Here is a 17,563-nt window from a genome sequence, read left to right as displayed (position 1 = left end):
ACATGAACAAGGCGCACTTGGTCGAGGAGCTGGCCGCGAGGCTCGCCATCCCCCAGACGGCTGCGGCGCGGGCGATCGAGAACACCCTCGACATCATCGTCCGCGCGGTCGCCTCCGGGGAGTCCGTGACCATCATGGGGTTCGGCACCTTCGAGCCTCGCGAGCGCGCCCCCCGCACCGCGCGCAACCCCCACACCGGCGAAACCGTCCCGGTCCCCGCCACCCGCACCCCGGCGTTCCGCCCGGGCGGATACTTCCGCTCCGTGGTCAAGGAGGGCCGGTCCCCGGAGGAGGGCCGCATCTCCGTGCGGCGCAGCTCCTCCCACCGCGGATTCGACGTGTAGGGGCACCGAAAAGGGGCCGGATCGGGGTTCTCCCGATCCGGCCCCTTTCGCGTGGTCGCGCGATGCGCGGCAGCTGCGTGACGACGGGATCCGCGCCCGCCCGCGCCCACCGGCCCGGCCGGGGCGGGGACCCCGCCCCGGCGGCGCCGGGGAAGCGGGACGCCCCGCGGCCGCCGCGCCGCGCGCCCGGCCGCCCGCTACTTCACGGGGAGGGCGGAGGCGTAGTAGTCCGCCGTCGTCAAGCACCCGTCGTTGAACCCCAGGACCCACATCGAGCCCTTCTTCGCGTCGATCTCCGCCAGCGGCAGCGTGCCCTGCGCCGACAGCCACGCGATCATGTCCGGGATGACCATGCCCTGCGCGCACACGACGCTCACGCCGCCCTCGGCGACGACGTCCATGAACCGGCGCTGCGCGTCCACCATCGACCCCAGCCACGCGCGGTCGCCGAAGAGATCGTCGACCTCGACGTCGAGGCCCAGCTCCGCCGCCATCGGCGCCACCGTCTGCGAGCACCGATCCGGCTCCGCGGCGTAGATGCGCTCCGGGCGGAACGGCGCCACCTGCGACACCAGCAGCTCCGCCTGCCGGCGGCCCTTCTTGTCCAGCGGCCGCAGATCGTCGTCGCCGCTCCAGTTCTTCCGCGCGTGCGCCCGGGCGTGGCGGACGTAGAGGATGCGCGTGTCCGGCTCCGCCGCCAGGCGCTTGCGGGCCTTCTCCAGCACCTCGACGTCGAGGTCGTACGACAGCAGATCCGCCGCCTCGTCGAAGGAGGCCCAGCGGAGCTCGTCGACCTCGTCGTTCGGCGTGAACTCGCCCTCCAGCACCTCCGCCGTCCAGTACCAGACCACCTTCGTGCGGCCCGTCACCGGATAATCCACGTGGCCCAGCAGCTTGCCCAGGCGGACCGAGAAACCCGTCTCCTCCTCGATCTCGCGGGCCGCCGTCGCCGGCAGGTTCTCGCCCGGATCGAGCTTGCCCTTCGCCAGCGACCAGTCGTCGTACGACGGGCGGTGGATGACCGCGACCTCCGGGGCGGCGGCGTCGCCGCGCCACAGGACCGCGCCCGCGGCGAACGTCGGCTTCGTGAAATCCCGGCCCGGCTTCGAGCCGATGATGCGGTGGCGGCCGGTCAACGACGTGTCGTTGACCTTGTCCTTGTCGTTCTCGTGCAGGGCCATGCGGAAGGGGTCATCTCCTCGGTCGCGGGCTGGGTGGGGACCCGTCCGAGTATATGGCCGGGCCGCCGGGTCGGCCCGGCGGAGCGGGGCGGGGCGGGTGCCGGGGAGATGCGCGGGTCCGGTCGTGTGGAGCCGCCGAGGCCGTTTGCGCTGCGCGCGAAGGGCGGCCACCGGGGTTAACGGCCTTTAGCGGGCCAGACGCACGATCGGCCCTGGTGTTTTGCGGGCGATTCTGAGGTGTTGGGCCCGGTAAAGCGCATTAACCGCCGTGGCGGCGTGCCGGCGAGGCGCGGCGCGCGCCCCCGGAGCCGTTCCCGGGGCCGGCGCGAGCGGCCGGCGACCGTCCTCGGACTGGCGCGGGCGCCGGGCGGCCGTCCCCGGACCGGCTCCGGCGACCGAGGGCCGTCCCCTGGTCGTGGACGGGGATTCCGGCTCGCGCGGCAGGGCCCGCTCGGCGGTTAACGTGATTTAGCGGCCCAAACGCGATTCGGCTCCTGGGGTTTTGGCGCCGGATTTGTCGCGTATGGGCCGCTAAACCGCGTTAACCCCTGTCGGGGTGGCGGTGGGCCGCCCACGTCGAGGCCGTCCGTCTCCCGCTCGACAGCGCCGCCGGCCCGGCAGCGCCTCCGGTCCGGCAGCGCCGCCGCGTCCGGCCCGGCTGCTCCGGCGCCGCATCCGATACGCGGTCCCGGCGCGTGCGCCCGCGGCTATGCTGGTCGGCAAAAGCAGCCCGGGCGACCGGGAATGCCGGGCGGGACGGGACCGCCGGACCGGTGCAGCCGCCGCACGGGCGCCACCGATGCCCGGGCGCCGCAGACCCGGCGGAGCGCGACGAGAGGAGCCGACGATGGTGCAGGTGGCCGTGATGGGCGCGGGCTCGTGGGGGACGACGCTGGCGAAGGTCTTCGCCGACGCCGGCAACTCCGTGAACCTGTGGTCCCGCCGCGAGGAGCAGGCCCGCCGCATCCAGATCATGCGGGAGAACAGCGACTACCTGCCGGGCCTCGGCCTGCCGGCGGGCATCACCGCCACGTCGGACGCGGAGCGGGCGCTCGACGGCGCCGACATCGTGGTGCTCGGCGTGCCGTCGCAGACGCTGCGAGGCAACCTCGAGGTCTGGAGGGACGCCATCGGCCCGGAGGCGACGCTGGTGAGCCTGGCGAAGGGCATCGAGCGGTCGTCGGGCAAGCGGATGAGCCAGGTCATCACGGAGGTCGCGGGCATCACCCCGGACCGGGTCGCGGTGCTGTCGGGCCCGAACCTGGCGCGCGAGGTCGCGGCGGAGCAGCCGGCGGCGACGGTCATCGCGTGCGAGGACGAGAACCGGGCGCGCACGGTGCAGGCGGCGGTGGCGACGCCGTACTTCCGCCCGTACACGAACGTCGACGTCATCGGCTGCGAGATCGGCGGCGCCTGCAAGAACGTCATCGCGCTGGCGTGCGGCATGGCGACGGGCCAGGGGCTGGGGGAGAACACCCTGGCGACGATCATCACCCGCGGCCTCGCCGAGATCACCCGCCTCGGCGCGGCGGCCGGGGCGCAGGAGAAGACGTTCGCGGGCCTGGCGGGCCTGGGCGACCTCGTCGCGACGTGCTCGTCGCCGCTGTCGCGCAACCGCACGTTCGGCCAGCGGCTGGGCAAGGGCGACACGGTCGAGCAGGCGCAGCACGCGACGCGCGGGCAGGTGGCGGAGGGCGTCATCTCCTCGACGTCGGTGTCGGAGCTGGCGCACGGCCACGGGGTGGAGATGCCCATCACCGACGCGGTGCGCGCGGTGTGCCACGAGGGCCTGTCGGTCGACGAGGCGATCCGCATGCTGATGGGCCGCTCCCGCAAGGCGGAGTAGCGCTCTGCGACGCGTGACGACGGCTGTCGCGGGATGACGGGTCGCGCGTGACGACGGCTGCCGCGTGACGGCGGGGCCCGCCGCGCTCCGCGGCGCCCCGCCCCGCCGCCGCACGGGGCGTCGCGCCCCACCGGGGTACGATGCTCCCCATGACTTCGCCCGACACCCGCAAGACCGTCGCCGTCGTGTTCGGCGGCGCCAGCCCCGAGCACAGCGTCTCCTGCATCTCCGCGGGCGCCATCATGGCGCACCTCGATCGGTCGCGGTACGACGTGGTTCCGGTCGGCATCACCCGCGACGGCACCTGGGTCGCCGGCGTCGACGATCCGGAGGCTCTGTCGGCGGACGGCCGCGAGCTGCCGGAGGTCGACGGGTCGGCGCAGGAGCTGGCCCTGTCGGCGGCGCCGGCGCGCCGCGGCGAGCTCCACTGCATCGGCGGCGACCGGGCGGGGGAGCTGTTCGCGACGGTGGACGTGGTGTTCCCGGTGCTGCACGGCCCGAACGGCGAGGACGGCACGGTCCAGGGCCTGCTGGAGCTGTCGGGCGTGCCGTACGTCGGCCCGGGCGTGCTGGCGTCGGCGGCGGGCATGGACAAGGAGGCGACGAAGGCGCTGGCGAAGGCCGCCGGCATCCCGATCGGCGATCAGGTGGTGCTGCTGGCCGGGGAGGAGCTGACGGACGCGGACGTGGAGCGCCTGGGCTTCCCGATGTTCGTCAAGCCCGCCCGCGGCGGCTCGTCCATCGGCATCTCGAAGGTCGACGGCCCGGAGGGCCTGGACGCGGCGCTGGCGCTGGCGCGGGAGCATGACGCGAAGGTCATCGTCGAGGCGGGCATCGTCGGCGACGAGGTCGAGTGCGGCGTGCTGCAGCTGCCGGACGGGGAGCTGACGACGTCGGTGCCGTCGCGCCTGCTGGGCATCGAGGATTCGGAGGAGGGCTTCTACGGCTTCGACACGAAGTACCTCGACGACGTCATCACCGCGGAGATCCCGGCGCAGCTGGCCGACGGCATGACGGAGCGGGTGCGGGAGCTGGCGAAGGCGACCTTCCGCGCGCTGTCGTGCGACGGCCTGGCGCGCGTCGACTTCTTCGTCACGGCCGACGGCCCGGTGCTCAACGAGATCAACACGATGCCGGGCTTCACGCCGATCTCGATGTACCCGCAGATGTTCGCCAAGACCGACTGGTCGTACCCGGAGCTGCTCGACGCGCTGGTGCGCCGGGCGTTCGCCGCGGTCCGCTAGCCCCGGCCGCGACGACGGACCCTCTGCCGGCCGCATCCCGCGGCCGGCGCGGACACGGCCCGGGCCCCGCATGGTGCGGGGCCCGGGCCGTCGTCACGCTCGGGGTGGTGCGGGGCGTCGCGTGACGACGCTCCCCGCCCCGGCGCTACTCCTCCGACGGGGCGGTGTTGGCCAGCGTCGCGGAGATGACGTCGGAGAACGCGGGCAGCAGGCCCGACGCCTGCGCCATCGGCACGTGCACGGCGACGAAGCGCTCCCGGCCCAGCGCGAAGTAGGTGCCGGTGACGCCGGTGGTCTCGGCGGGCTCATTGAACCACACGATCTCGCCGACCTGCGTCAGGGGCTTGTCGGTGCCCTCGTAGCCGTCGGGCTCCTCGACGCCGCAGCGGGCGGTGACCAGCTGGCCGGTGCCGTCGGCCCAGGCGACCAGGCCGGGGACGGAGCCGGCGGCGTCGCCCTCGAGGCGGCGGAATTCGCCGAGCTCGGCGGGCAGCGCGTCGCGGAAGGCGGTGCAGCGGTCGTCGTCATGCGGGGCGGCGAGATCCGCCAGCGGCAGGGCGTGCGGCTCGGGGGCGCCGCCGGCGTCGGCGTCGGGGCCCATGGCCTTCGAGATGTCCTCCAGGTCGTCGCGGTGATCGGCGTCGGCCGTGACGGCGACGACCGGGGTGCGGCCGACGGAGTACCAGGTGGTCAGCTCGGAGCCCGGGGCGCCGTCGCCGACCGCGAGCCACTGCACGCCCCCGATCTCCTCCGTCTCCGCCAGCGGGGTGAACTGGACGGGCACCGGGGCGCCGCAGCGCAGCGTCACCCGGTCGTCGAGGGAGTCGCGCCACACCGCCGCGCCCTGCGGTGCCGGGTCGGCCAGCGGGGCGCGGACCAGGCCGTCGAGCCGGTCCGGCAGGCGGTCCAGAAGCTCCGCGCACTTCGGGTTGTCATCCTCCGGCATCTCCGGCGACGACAGCGCCACCGGCTGCCGGGCGGCGTTGTCCTGGACGATCTTCGCGCCGCCGATGACGCCGGCGGCCAGCAGCACGGCCAGCACCAGCGCGACGACCATGCCCAGGCGGTTACCCTTGGGCTGAACCTTGTCTCCCATGCCGCCCAGCCTACCCACCGGGGCATGCGAGGCCCCCGCGACCCCAGGAAGGATCCGTGCCGGCGACGATGACCGAACCGCACCACGGGACAGCACCGCACGAGGCCTCCGGGGCCCGCCCCGGGCCCACCGTCGGGGACGTCGGCGAGCACGCGGTGATCGCGGCGATCCGGGAGGTCGCCCCGTCGTCGCGCAACGGCGACGACGCGGCGGTGCTGGCGATGACGACGCCCAACGCCAGCCACGTCGCCACCACCGACCTGCTGGTGGAGGGCCGCCACTTCGACCTCGCGTGGTCGACGCCCGAGGATGTCGGGCGCAAGGCCGCCATCCAGAACTTCGCCGACGTCGAGGCCATGGGAGCCCGCCCCAGGGCGCTGCTCATGGGCCTGTCGGCGCCGGAGTCGACGCCGCTGGACGTCGTCGTCGGCATCGCGCGCGGCATGGTCGCCGAATGCGACCGGTGCGTCGCGGAGCTCGTCGGCGGCGACGTCGTCGGCGGCGCCGGGCTGACGCTGTCCATCACCGCCATCGGCGAGGTCGGCGGCCCCGCCCGCCCGCTCATGCGCTCCGGCGCCCGCCCCGGCGACCGGGTCATCGCCGCCGGCGTCATCGGCCGCTCCGCCGCGGGACTGGCGCTGCTGCGCCGCCACGGCCGGCCGGAGGACGTGCCGGAGCGGTTCCGGGAGCTCGTCGACGCCCACCGCGTCCCCGTCTTCTCCTACGGCCGCGGCCCCGTCGCCCGCGCCGCCGGGGTCAACTGCCTGACCGACAACTCCGACGGCCTGCTCGTCGACCTCGCGGAGCTTGCGCGGACCTCAGGGGTCCGTATCGACCTCGACCGCGACGCCGTCGCCCCCGACGAGCTCATGCTCGACGCCGCCGACCACCTCGGCGCCGACGCGTGGGAGTGGGTGCTCCACGGCGGCGAGGACCACACGCTGCTGGGCACCACGGCGGGGGAGCCGCCCATCGACTTCCGCGTCATCGGCCGCGTCGTCCGCGCCGGGCGCTCCGCCGTCGAGGGCTCGCGCGACGCCGCGGCGGCCGCGGGCACGATCCCGGGCGCGGGCACGGGGGCGGCGACGGGCGCCGCGCCCGCGAAGCCGCCGGCCCCGCTCGTCACCATCGGCGGCGAGGAGCCGGGCGAGGCGACGGGATGGGTGAGCTTCTGATGGCGGACCCGATGGCGGACCCGATGGAGGGGCCGAAGGGCGGGACGGAGGACCCGGTGCAGCGAACGGAGGGAACGGACATGCACGACGCGCCGCTGCCGGTCGAGGAGGGCTGGGCCGAGGCGCTCGGCCCCGTCGCCGGCCGCATCCACGAGATGGGCGACTTCCTGCGCGCGGAGAACGCCGCCGGCCACGGCTACCTGCCCGCCGGCTCCGACGTGCTGCGCGCCTTCACGTACCCGTTCGACGAGGTGAAGGTCCTCATCGTCGGCCAGGACCCGTACCCCACGCCGGGGCACGCGATGGGGCTCAGCTTCTCGGTGCAGCCGCACGTGCGCCCGGTGCCGAAGTCGCTGGCGAACATCTACCGGGAGCTGCGCGACGACCTGGGCATCGAGACGCCGGAGCACGGCGATCTCACCGCGTGGTCGCGCCAGGGCGTCGCCCTGTTCAACCGCGTGCTGACGTGCCGGCCGGGCAGCCCCGGCTCCCACCGCCGGAAGGGCTGGGAGGAGATCACGGAGCACGCCATCCGGGCGCTCGCCCGCCGGGACCGCCCGCTCGTCGCGATCCTGTGGGGCCGCGACGCGCAGACGGCCGAGCCGCTGCTGGAGGGCGCGCCGTGCATCCGCAGCCCGCACCCGTCGCCGCTGTCGGCGTCGCGGGGGTTCTTCGGCTCCCGCCCGTTCTCCCGCTGCAACGCCGAATTGGAGCGCCTGGGCGCGGATCCGGTGGACTGGCGGCTGTAGCATGGCCCCCATGCCGGACCACGCCACCGCGGACGGGGCCGCCCCCGGCGGCGGCGCCGCAGGACTCGACGGGCCCGCCCTGCTGGGCTGGGCCCGCGCCGCCGTGGCGGAGCTGGAGCTCCAGCGCGGGGAGCTGAACTCCCTCAACGTCTTCCCGGTGCCGGACGCGGACACCGGCTCCAACATGACGGCGACGATGGCGGCGGCCCTGCGCGCGGCGGAGGACGCCGGCGACGCCGCCCCGGCCGCCGACATCGCCGCATCGCTCGCCGACGGGGCCGTCCGCGGCGCCCGCGGCAACTCCGGCACCGTGCTGTCCCAGGTCCTGCGGGCCCTGGCCGAATCCGCCGGGCCCGCCGTCGGCGGCGCCGACGTCCGCCGGGCCCTGCGCCACGCCGTCGACCTGGTCGACGAGGCGATCGCCGAGCCGGTCGAGGGCACCATCCTCACGGTGCTGCGCGCCGCCGCCGTCGCCGCCGCCGAGTGCGGCTCCGACGCGCTGGCCGACGTCGCCGCCGCCGCGTCCGCCGAGGCCCGCACCGCCCTGGCGGAGACGCCGTCGATGCTGCCGGCGCTGCAGGAGGCCGGGGTCGTCGACGCCGGCGGAGCCGGGCTGGTCATCCTCCTGGACGCGCTGGCCGACGCCGCCGGCGCCGACCCCGGGCCGCGCGAGCCGATCACGGCGGCCGTCCCCGGCGCCCGCGGAGCAGGCGCGCCCGGCGCCGCCGCATCCGGGGGCGCCGGCGCCGCGCGGGATGCGTCGTCACGCCCCGACCCCTCGGCGCACGCGGACGCCGCGCACGCCGCCGAGCTGGAGGTCATGTTCGGCATCGACTGCGACGCGGACGCCGCCGCGCGGCTGCGGGAGCGGCTGGCGGAGCTGGGCAACTCGCTCATCGTCGGCGCCGACACCCGCGGCGGCCGGACCGTCCACGTCCACACGCTGCGCGCCGGCGAGGTCATCGAGGCGGCGCTGGAGGCCGGCCGGCCCCGCGACATCCGCATCGAGCCGGTGTTCGCGCCGGTGGCGCGGCCCGCCGAGCCCGCCCGCACCGTCCTGGCGCTCACCCCGGAGGGGCCGCTGGCGGATCTGTTCGCCGCCTCCGGCGCCGTGCCCGTCGCACCGGGGGAGGACCCGGTCGGCGGCATCGTCGCCGCCATCTCCGGCGTCCCCGGCGACGGGGAGGTCGTGCTGCTGCCCAACGGGCTGCTGGACAACCGCGGCCTGGTGGAGGTCGAGCTCGCCGCCCACGCGGGGGAGCGGACCATCACCATCGTCTCCACCCCGACCCCGGCCAACGGCCTGGCGGCGCTGGCGGTCCACGACCCGGCGCTGCCGCTGGCGGTCGACGCGTACGCGATGAGCGAGGCGTCGTCCGGCATGCGCACCGCCGTGCTCAGCCCGGCGCCCGGCCCGGGGCTCACCATGGCCGGCCCGTGCGGCCGCGGCGACGTGCTGGCGCTCGTCGGCGGCGACATCGTCGCGGTCGGCCGCACCGCCGACGAGGCCTGCACGAAGGCGGCCGATCTGCTGCTGCGCTCCGGCGGGGAGCTGGTGACGCTGCTGCTCGGAGCCGACGCCGGCCCGGAGTCCGCGGTGGCGCTGCGCGATCACCTGGCCCGCAGCGCGCCGGGCGTCGACGTCGTCGCGTACGCCGCGGCGGGCATCGGGTCCCTGATGCTCGTCGGCGTGGAGTAGGCGGCCGTGCTCGGCTGGCTCGGGTCGGACACGGCGCGCACGCCGCTGGCGGAGGCCATCGGCGCCGACGCCGCGAAGCGGATGCGCGCCGCCTACGGGGTGTCCGACGTCGGCGGGATGCTGTCGATGATGCCGTCGAAGTGGATCGGCCAGGACCGGGGCCTCGACGTCGGCCCCGGCGACGTCGGGCAGACCATCACCGCGCTGGTGGAGGTCATCGACGTCTCCCACCCCGCCCCGGGCGGCGGCCGCCGGCCCGCCCGCATCACCGTCGGCGACGGGCGCTCCACGCTGCTCATGCCGGTGTTCGGCCAGCAGTGGCTCACCCGGCGCCTGAAGCGCGGCGACCGGCTGCTGGTGATGGGCACGCTGCGCGCCTTCCGCGACCGACTGGACCTGGCCAACGGCGACCTGCTGACGCTGCACCGCGACGGCTCGCCCGGCCAGGCCACCGGCAAGCTGAAGAAGCTCATCGACGCCGCCGAGTCCGTCGCCGAGCTCACCCGCCTGTTCGCCCGGCCGTGGCTGCCGGTCCGCCGGGGCCGCAAGGGCCTCGCCGGCGTCACCGTCGCCCTGTACTTCGACCGGCTGGTGCGGTGGCTGCCGACGGTGCCGGACCCGCTGCCGGACGTCCCCGGCGGCCTTCCGTCGTTCGACCGCGCGCTGCGGGAGGTGCACTTCCCGCCGCCGGAAGGCCCGCGCCAGGCCATCCTGCGCCTCAAGTACGACGAGGCGCTGGAGATCCAGCTCGAGACCGCGCTGCGCCGCCGGGCCGCCGCCGCGCGCGTCGCCCCGGCCTGCGCGTCCCCGGGTGCTGCGCGTGACGACGGGACCCGCGCCGCCCCCGATCCCGCCGCCGGCGGGGAGGGCGGCGCCGCCGGGGAGGCGGCCGACGGCCCCGTCCGCGCCGCGCTGGCGTCGTCGCTCCCGTTCGCCCTGACGGCCGGGCAGGCGGACGTCGTCACGCGGATCGACGCGGACCTGGCGCGCACCCGCCCGATGAACCGCCTGCTGCAGGGCGAGGTCGGCTCCGGCAAGACCGTCGTCGCCGCGCTGGCGATGGCCCGCGCCATCGACGCCGGCCGGCAGTGCGCCCTGCTCGCCCCGACGGAGGTGCTCGCCGCCCAGCACGCCCGCACGCTCGCCGCGCTGTTCGACGCCGCCGGCACCGGCGTCCGCGTCGCCCTGCTGACCGGTTCGCTGCCCGCGGCGGAGCGGCGCGACGTGCTGCTGGGGGCGGTGACGGGGGAGGCCGACGTCGTCGTCGGCACGCACGCGCTGCTGTCCGACGGCGTGGACTTCTTCGACCTCGGCCTTGTCGTCGTCGACGAGCAGCACCGCTTCGGCGTCCGCCAGCGCGACCGGCTGCGCGACCGCGGGCGTGACGGGATGACCCCGCACGTGCTGGTCATGACCGCCACGCCCATCCCGCGCACCATCGCCATGACGTTCTTCGGCGACCTCGAGGTGTCCACCCTGACGGAGCTGCCGGGCGGGCGGCGCGCCATCGCCACCTCCGTCGTCCCGACGCTGGAGCGGCCCCGGTGGGAGGAGCGCGCCTGGGAGCGCATCGGGGAGGAGCTCGCCGCGGGGCACCGCGCGTTCATCGTGTGCCCCGCGATCGTGCCGCGCGGGTGGTCGCGTGACGACGCCCCGGCCCCTGTCGACCCCGCCGACGGGCTGCCGGAGGCGACCGACGCGGAGCTCGCCTTCGAGGCGGCGTTCTCCGACGACTCCATCGACCTGGCGCTGGCCGCCGGCGACCCCGCCGTCCGCGTCTACGGCGACGACGAGGACGTCCCGGCGGCGGAGGCGGGGGCCGCACCGGGAGACGGGCCGGACGGCGCCGCGCCGGGCAGCGGGCCGGGCGACGGGTCCGCCGGCATGCTCTTCACGGCCGACGGCCGGCCCATCCCGGCGGGCTCCATCGCCGCGGAGGCCGGCGACGACTCCGTCCTGGAGGTCCACCGCCTCGCACGCCGGCTGCTGCCCGGCGCCCGCATCGCCGTCCTGCACGGCGGCATGCGCGGCGAGGACAAGGACCGCATCATGCGCGGCTTCGCCGAGGGACGCTCGAACGTCCTGGTCTCCACCACGGTCGTCGAGGTCGGCGTCGACGTGCCGGAGGCGACCGTGATGATGATCCGCCGCGCCGAGGGCTACGGCGTCTCCCAGCTGCACCAGCTCCGCGGTCGCGTCGGCCGCGGCGAGGCCGGCGGCCTGTGCCTGCTGTGCACGATGACCGAGGAGGGCACCCCGGAGCGGGCGCGCCTCGACGCCATCGCCGGCACCCTCGACGGCTTCCGCCTGGCGGAGCTCGACCTCGCCCACCGCAGCCACGGCGACGTGCTCGGCGAGCACCAGTCGGGCCAGGCGGGACTCGGCCTGCTGGACCTCACCGTCGACGGCGCCATCGTGGAGCGCGCCCGGGAGGACGCCGCCGCGATGGTCGACCGCGACCCGGACGCCGCCGCGGCGCTGACGGCCGACATCACCCGCGAGGAGTCGGACTTCCTCGACCGCGGCTGAGCCGGGCGGCCGCCGTCTTTTAGGATGGGCGACATGAACCAGCCGAACGCCAGCACCGGGGCCGCCGCCGCGGCCGTCGACGTCTGCGCCCCCTTCGCCGGGGTCGCCCGCCTGCAGGTCGCCGAGGGCGACGAGGTCGCCGTCGGCCAGCCCGTCGCCGTCGTCGAGGCCGTGAAGCTGGAGGCCGCCGTCGTCGCCCCGTGCCCGGGCGTCGTCGCCCACGTCGCCGCCGCCGACTACGCCGACGTCGCCGGCGGGGACGCCGTCGCGCGCATCACCCCGGCCGACGCCGCCGACGCCCCCGCCCCGGGCCGCGACGGCTCCGAGGACGGCGAGGCCTGATGCGCATCATCGCCGGCATCGCCGGGGGCCGGAAGCTCCACGCGCCCAAGGGCATGGAGACCCGCCCCACCTCCGACCGGGCCAAGGCCGCCATCTTCTCCTCCTGGTCCTCCCGCTTCGGGCTGGAGGGCACCCACGTCCTCGACCTGTTCGCCGGCTCCGGCGCCCTGGGCCTGGAGGCCCTGTCCCGCGGCGCCGCCTCCGCCGTCATGGTGGAGAACGCGCCGCAGGCCGCCGAGGCCATCCGCCGCAACATCGGGGTCGTCGGCCTGCCGGGCGCCGAGCTCGCCGAGGTGAAGGCCTCCACGTACCTGGCGTCGGCGCCGCGCGGCTGCTTCGACCGCGTCATCGCCGACCCGCCGTACGGGCTCATCGACGAGGCGGTCGGGGAGATGCTGGAGGCGCTGAAGCCGGCGCTCGCCGACGACGCCGTCGTCACCGTCGAGCGCCACGTCTCCTCCCCGGAGACCGTGTGGCCCGCCGGCTACGAGCCGCTGCAGCAGAAGCTCAAGCGCCGCATCCACGGCGCCGCCCGCTTCGACACCGCCATCTGGACCGGCGAGCCGGCCGGCGCGGCCGCCGGCGACGATGCCGGCACCGCCGCCGCCTCCGGCACCGCCGCCGAGTCCGGCGCGACCGCCGACACCGCCGTCGACGACGACGCGGAGCCGGCCCGCACCGACGCCGCACAGGAGGACTGACCCATGCGCCACGCCGTCTGCCCGGGCTCGTTCGACCCGCTGACCAACGGCCACCTCGACGTCGTCACGCGCGCCGCGGCGATGTTCGACCGCCTCACCGTGCTGGTGACGCACAACCCCGCGAAGCAGGGGCTCTTCGACCCGCAGGAGCGGATGCGCCTCATCCGCGAGTGCGTCGACGCCGCGGGCCTGGACAACGTCGACGTCGCCGCGCACACCGGCCTGCTCGTCGACTGGACGACGGAGCACGGCGCGACCGTGCTGGTCAAGGGCGTGCGCAGCACCGGCGACTATGAGTACGAGCTGCCGATGGCGCAGATGAACCGCCGCCTGTCGGGCGTCGAGACGGTGTTCCTGCCGGCCGATCCGGCCTACGGGCACGTCAGCTCGACGCTGATGAAGGAGGTCGTCCGCTACGGCGGATCCATCGACGGGCTGGTGCCCGCGCCGGTGCTGGCCGCGCTGGAGAACCGGCTGGGGTAGCCGCCGGGCGCGACGCGCCGGGGATTCCGGCCCGGGATCGTCGCGAAAACCCCCGTTCCCTGGCACGATGGGGGCATGTTCCGCGTCTTCGAAGCACTTGATGAACTCGTCCAGACCGTCGAGGAGGCCTACGGCGTCCCGATGACGGCCAACTGCATGGTCCCGCGCCGGGACGTCCTCGTCCTGCTCGACGAGCTGCGCGACGCGCTGCCGCAGGAGCTGGACGACGCCCAGGACGTGCTGGACCAGCGCGACGGCATCATCGCCGAGGCGGAGGCGACCGCCCGCCGCACGGTCGAGGACGCCGACGCGGAGGCCGCGCGCCTCGTCGAGGACGCCGGGCAGCGCGCCGACGCGATGGTCCAGGACGCGGAGGACCGCGCGCACGCCACCGTCGCCAAGGCGCAGGACGACGCGGATCGCCGCCGCGACGACGCGGACCGCGAGTACCGCGAGGTCACCGAGCGCGCCGCGGCCGAGGCCGACCGCCTGCTGCGCTCCGGCAACGAGGCCTACGACCGGTCGGTGCAGGAGGGCCTCGCGGAGCAGGCCCGCCTCATCTCCGAGTCGGAGGTCATGCGGGAGGCGACGGAGCAGTCCCGCCGCCTGGTGGAGAACGCGCACGCCGACTCCAACCGCCTGCGCGGGGAGTGCGACGTCTACGTCGACAACAAGCTCGCGGAGTTCGAGGACGCGCTGTCGTCGACGCTGCGCACCGTCTCCAAGGATCGCGCGGCGCTGCGCAAGGGCGCCGGCGCCGCGGGCGCCGCGTCCCGCTACAACCGCGAGCCGGATCGCGGCATCGACTACGACCGCGATCGCGACGGCGACCGCGGGGAGCGGTCCGAGCGCGCCGAGCGCCCGGCCCGCTCGTACTCCCGCGATCGCGGCGACTACGACCGCGGTTAGCCCCCGGTTCGCCTCCGGCGGGGCGTGACGACGTGCCCCGCATGCGGCCCGGACCCCTGCGACGGGGTCCGGGCCGTTCGCGTTTCCATCCGGTAACGATGGTCGTTGCGCCCTATCGGGCCAGGTGCGGCGGGGCGTCACCTGGGCGGTGACCGAGGTCCCGGGCGCGCGCCGCCCGCGGACCGGACCCGGGAGGACGAGGAGGCCCGCCATGACCGCCACCGCCGCCAGGGGGCTGGGCTGGTCCCTCGCCGTCGCCGCCTACGTCGCGAGCCACGTGGGGTGGATGGGCGGCGACGCGCTGATGCTGGCGTGCGGCATCGCCGTCGTCGTCTGCGCCGTCGCCTGCGCGGTGCTCGCGTGGCGGGCGCGCTGCCCGGACCTGTGGGCCGCGGCGGTGCTGTCCATCGTCGCGCCGGTGATGGTCATCGCCTGGTGGGCTCCGTTCTTCGCCCCGTGAGCGGAGGACGGCGGACGAAGGGACGACCGAGGAGGAACGCCATGGAACCCCGCACCGAACCCGCGCGACGCGAACCGCCCGGCGACGGCGCCGCAGGAGCCGCAGGAGCCGCCGGTCCGGGCGTCCGCCCGCCCGCCGCCTCGCCGCGCAGCCGCACCGTGGCGCGCGTCGGCGGGTGGATCGCCGCCGCCGTCGCCTGCGTCCTGTCGCTGGCGTGGCAGCGCGGCACCCTCGGCGACTCCGGGCCCGTGCTGTGGGCCCTCATCGCCGCGGTCTCCATCATCGGCCTGGGCGTCATCGCCCTGGGCGCCCGGACCCGGGCGCATGATCTGCTCGTCGCGGGCACGCTGGCCTTCACGTCGCCGCTGTGGCTGGCGCTGGGCATCGGCCCCGGCTGGTAGGTCCGGGGGCCGCGCCCCCGGCGGGTATGCTGTTGCCATCATGAGTGCTCACACCCCCGATGCATCGTCCCCGTTCGTCATCGACGTCGGCCATGTCCTGCGCGACGGCCACCCGGAGCCCTTCGAGCGCACCGGCCCCGCGCCGCTGCGCATCGGCGCGGAGATGATCGGCGTCGAGCCGGGCGCGGAAGTCACCGTGTCGGGCGTCGTCACGCCCCTGGGCGGCGGCGTCCTGGTCGACGCGGACGTGACCGCCCCGCTGTCCGGCACCTGCGTGCGCTGCCTGGCGGATCTGCGGGAGAACCTCGACGTCCACGTCTCCGTCGCGTTCTCGGCCGGCTCCGGCTTCGTCGTCGACGAGGACGGCGAGGATGCCGACGACGAGGCGGTGCCGCCGATCGTCGACGATCTCGCCGACCTGACGCAGTCCGTCATCGACGAGGCCGTGCTGGCGCTGCCGTTCAACCCGACATGCGAGACGGTGGAGGACGCCGATTGCGCGGAGGACGAGACGGGCGTGCCCGCCCCCGACGGCGTGTCCGGCGAGGAGGGGGCTCCGGCCGATCCGCGCTGGGCCGCGCTGGCGGAGAAGTTCGGCGACCTCGCCGCCGACTCCGGCGACGCCGGGGAGGAGCGCCGGTGAGCCGCCGTCGCCGCCTGACCGGCGAGCCCGCCCGCGAGGCCGCCTTCGCCCGCGTCGACCATGCCCCGCTGCTGGAGGCGTTCGGCGTCGACCTGCCGGACGAGGACCTGAAGCTGGCGCTGACCCACCGCAGCTTCGCCAACGAGAACGGCAACCTGGCGAACAACGAGCGCCTGGAGTTCCTCGGCGACGCCGTGCTCGGCCTGTGCATCGCCGAGGAGCTGTACCGCCGCTTCCCGGAGCGCGCGGAGCAGGACATCTCGAAGATGCGCGCCGGCGTGGTGAACATGTACGCCCTCGCCGACCTGTCGCGCAGCATCAACCTGGGCGAGCACGTGCTGCTCGGCCGGGGAGAGACCGCCACCGGCGGCGCCGACAAGCACTCCATCCTGGCCGACACGTTCGAGGCGATGCTCGGCGCCATCTACCTGCGCCACGGCTTCGAGCCGTCGCGCGAGGTGGTGCTGCGTCTCTTCGACGAGATGATCGACGCCGCCCCGACCGAGGCCCGCGGCCGCGATTGGAAGACGCTGCTGCAGGAGCGCCTGGCGGAGCTCAAGCTCCCCGCCGCCGAGTACCGCGTGGAGTCCACCGGCCCGGACCACGAGCGGACGTTCTCCGTCGTCGTGCTCGTCGACGGGAGGGAGCGGGGCTCCGGCACCGGCATGACGAAGAAGGAGGCGGAGATGAAGGCCGCCCACCAGGCCCACGGGGCGCTGTCGGACTGACCGCCGGCCGACGCCGGTTCCGCGCCGCGCGCGGGGAGGATTCCTTCCCGCGCGCGGCGCTTTTTCGCGTCCGGCGCCCTATTTTCGCGTAATGCCGCGTAAATGTTGCGGATTCGAGAGCTCGGAAACGTGGCGGAGATGGAAAAGCCTGAATAGTATCCAGTTCAAATCATTCGCACGATGGTGACGGAGGCCACGATGACCAATCCGAACGACCCCTCGAACGGTTCCGGCGACTCCGGCGACGCGCCCTTCGGCTACGGGAACTCCGGAGCCGGCCAGGGCGGTGCCGCCAACCCCTATGGCGCCCCGCAGGGACAGCCCGGCCAGCCCGGTCCGCAGGGGCAGCCCGGCCAGCAGGGCCAGTGGGGCGGCCAGCCCGGCCAGCCCGGCCAGCCGGGCCAGCCCGGCCAGGAGGGCCAGTGGGCCGGCCAGCAGGGCCAGTGGGCCGGCCAGCAGGGCCAGCCCGGCCAGCAGGGCCAGCCCGGCGAGCCGGGCAATCCCTACGGCCAGGGCTCGGCGATGCCGGCCTCGGGCGACGGGAAGTCGTCGGGCGGCGCCGGCAAGATCATCCTGGGCGTCGTCGGGCTCATTGTGCTCCTCGCCGTCATCGGCGTCGCCGCCTACTTCCTCCTGGCCCCGTCCAAGGAGGAGAAGGCCGCGGCGGGCGCGAAGGAGACCATCCTGGAGCTGGCCGAGGTCCGGTCGGCGGCGGACATGAACAAGACGGTGTGCGAGGAGTACCGCATGAGCCCGGACACCGTGGAGAAGCTGGACGAGGTCGTCACCGCGGAGGACTGGGAGGGCCAGACCGGCATCAGCGACGAGGAGATCCGGGAGATCGAGGAGAAGAACCTCGTCGCCGAAATCCAGGACGACGGCAGCGCCATGGTCCAGAAGGAGGACGGCACCGCGGTCCGCTTCGTCGAGGAGGGCGACCGCTGGCTGCTGTGCGATCCGGACGTCATGGACGGCAAGGAGATGGACGCGCTCGTCTCGGGCTCCGGCTTCTGACGATAGGCGGGAAGGGGCA

At 75.3% G+C, this 17,563-nt stretch carries 17 protein-coding genes and 1 pseudogene; 16 read left to right on the top strand and 2 right to left on the bottom strand.

Features of this window, described 5'->3' with window-relative positions:
- Positions 1-2 precede the first annotated feature (2 nt).
- Entirely contained in the window at positions 3-344 is a 342-nt protein-coding gene (locus QQS41_RS02160; protein ID WP_448851051.1) for an HU family DNA-binding protein, read from the top strand.
- A 197-nt stretch (positions 345-541) separates the two neighbouring features.
- Here the strand turns inward: QQS41_RS02160 and QQS41_RS02155 are convergent, their stop codons facing one another.
- Positions 542-1,525 carry a bifunctional NUDIX hydrolase/histidine phosphatase family protein gene (locus QQS41_RS02155; protein ID WP_448851050.1) on the bottom strand — a complete coding sequence of 328 codons (984 nt, stop codon included), beginning with the start codon at positions 1,523-1,525 and terminating at the stop codon, positions 542-544.
- An 847-nt stretch (positions 1,526-2,372) separates the two neighbouring features.
- Between QQS41_RS02155 and QQS41_RS02150 the strand changes: the two genes are divergently transcribed.
- Positions 2,373-3,371, top strand: coding sequence for an NAD(P)H-dependent glycerol-3-phosphate dehydrogenase (locus QQS41_RS02150; RefSeq protein WP_448851049.1), 999 nt, complete (start codon positions 2,373-2,375; stop codon positions 3,369-3,371).
- 149 nt (positions 3,372-3,520) lie between these two features.
- Positions 3,521-4,615, top strand: coding sequence for a D-alanine--D-alanine ligase family protein (locus tag QQS41_RS02145; protein WP_448851048.1), 1,095 nt, complete (start codon positions 3,521-3,523; stop codon positions 4,613-4,615).
- A gap of 145 nt (positions 4,616-4,760) precedes the next feature.
- Here QQS41_RS02145 and QQS41_RS02140 read toward each other — a convergent pair whose 3' ends face one another.
- Positions 4,761-5,711 carry a DUF3515 domain-containing protein gene (locus tag QQS41_RS02140; RefSeq protein WP_448851047.1) on the bottom strand — a complete coding sequence of 317 codons (951 nt, stop codon included), beginning with the start codon at positions 5,709-5,711 and terminating at the stop codon, positions 4,761-4,763.
- 68 nt (positions 5,712-5,779) lie between these two features.
- On the opposite strand from QQS41_RS02140, the gene QQS41_RS02135 reads away from it, so the two are divergent.
- The 13 genes and pseudogenes from QQS41_RS02135 to QQS41_RS02075 all read left to right on the top strand — a co-directional run bounded on the left by QQS41_RS02135 (position 5,780) and on the right by QQS41_RS02075 (position 17,544).
- Positions 5,780-6,886 (top strand): thiamine-phosphate kinase, encoded by a 1,107-nt coding sequence (locus tag QQS41_RS02135; protein ID WP_448851046.1) that lies wholly within the window; start codon positions 5,780-5,782, stop codon positions 6,884-6,886.
- An 80-nt stretch (positions 6,887-6,966) separates the two neighbouring features.
- The gene (locus QQS41_RS02130) at positions 6,967-7,635 is read left to right on the top strand and encodes a uracil-DNA glycosylase (protein ID WP_448851944.1); all 669 of its coding nucleotides are present in this window, start codon (positions 6,967-6,969) and stop codon (positions 7,633-7,635) included.
- A gap of 10 nt (positions 7,636-7,645) precedes the next feature.
- Positions 7,646-9,334: a DAK2 domain-containing protein gene (locus QQS41_RS02125; protein WP_448851045.1), complete on the top strand. Its 1,689-nt coding sequence runs from the start codon at positions 7,646-7,648 to the stop codon at positions 9,332-9,334.
- Between the two features lie 6 nt (positions 9,335-9,340).
- Complete coding sequence (locus QQS41_RS02120; protein ID WP_448851044.1) at positions 9,341-11,863, top strand: ATP-dependent DNA helicase RecG; 2,523 nt, start codon at positions 9,341-9,343, stop codon at positions 11,861-11,863.
- Positions 11,864-11,896: 33 nt separating this feature from the next.
- Entirely contained in the window at positions 11,897-12,205 is a 309-nt protein-coding gene (locus tag QQS41_RS02115) for a biotin/lipoyl-containing protein (protein WP_448851043.1), read from the top strand.
- Positions 12,202-12,768 (top strand): annotated as a pseudogene (rsmD, locus tag QQS41_RS02110) (16S rRNA (guanine(966)-N(2))-methyltransferase RsmD); the annotation flags it as partial. The gene QQS41_RS02115 and the pseudogene rsmD, both read left to right, overlap by 4 nt.
- 141 nt (positions 12,769-12,909) lie before the next feature.
- Positions 12,910-13,389: a pantetheine-phosphate adenylyltransferase gene (coaD, locus tag QQS41_RS02105; protein ID WP_448851042.1), complete on the top strand. Its 480-nt coding sequence runs from the start codon at positions 12,910-12,912 to the stop codon at positions 13,387-13,389.
- A 75-nt stretch (positions 13,390-13,464) separates the two neighbouring features.
- The gene (locus QQS41_RS02100) at positions 13,465-14,298 is read left to right on the top strand and encodes a DivIVA domain-containing protein (RefSeq protein ID WP_448851041.1); all 834 of its coding nucleotides are present in this window, start codon (positions 13,465-13,467) and stop codon (positions 14,296-14,298) included.
- Between the two features lie 211 nt (positions 14,299-14,509).
- Complete coding sequence (locus tag QQS41_RS02095) at positions 14,510-14,758, top strand: hypothetical protein (protein ID WP_448851040.1); 249 nt, start codon at positions 14,510-14,512, stop codon at positions 14,756-14,758.
- A 41-nt stretch (positions 14,759-14,799) separates the two neighbouring features.
- Entirely contained in the window at positions 14,800-15,159 is a 360-nt protein-coding gene (locus tag QQS41_RS02090) for a hypothetical protein (protein ID WP_448851039.1), read from the top strand.
- 40 nt (positions 15,160-15,199) lie between these two features.
- Positions 15,200-15,802 (top strand): YceD family protein, encoded by a 603-nt coding sequence (locus QQS41_RS02085; RefSeq protein ID WP_448851038.1) that lies wholly within the window; start codon positions 15,200-15,202, stop codon positions 15,800-15,802.
- Positions 15,799-16,530, top strand: a complete 732-nt coding sequence (gene rnc / locus QQS41_RS02080; protein WP_448851037.1) for a ribonuclease III — start codon at positions 15,799-15,801, stop codon at positions 16,528-16,530. Before QQS41_RS02085 ends, rnc begins: the two co-directional genes overlap by 4 nt.
- Before the next feature lie 198 nt (positions 16,531-16,728).
- Entirely contained in the window at positions 16,729-17,544 is an 816-nt protein-coding gene (locus QQS41_RS02075) for a hypothetical protein (RefSeq protein ID WP_448851036.1), read from the top strand.
- The last annotated feature ends 19 nt before the right edge of the window (positions 17,545-17,563 follow it).

The sequence above is a fragment of the Corynebacterium sp. 335C genome (genome assembly GCF_053525695.1).
The sequence above is the reverse complement of the archived record's forward strand: the minus strand, read 5'-3'. Positions and strand labels throughout refer to the sequence as shown.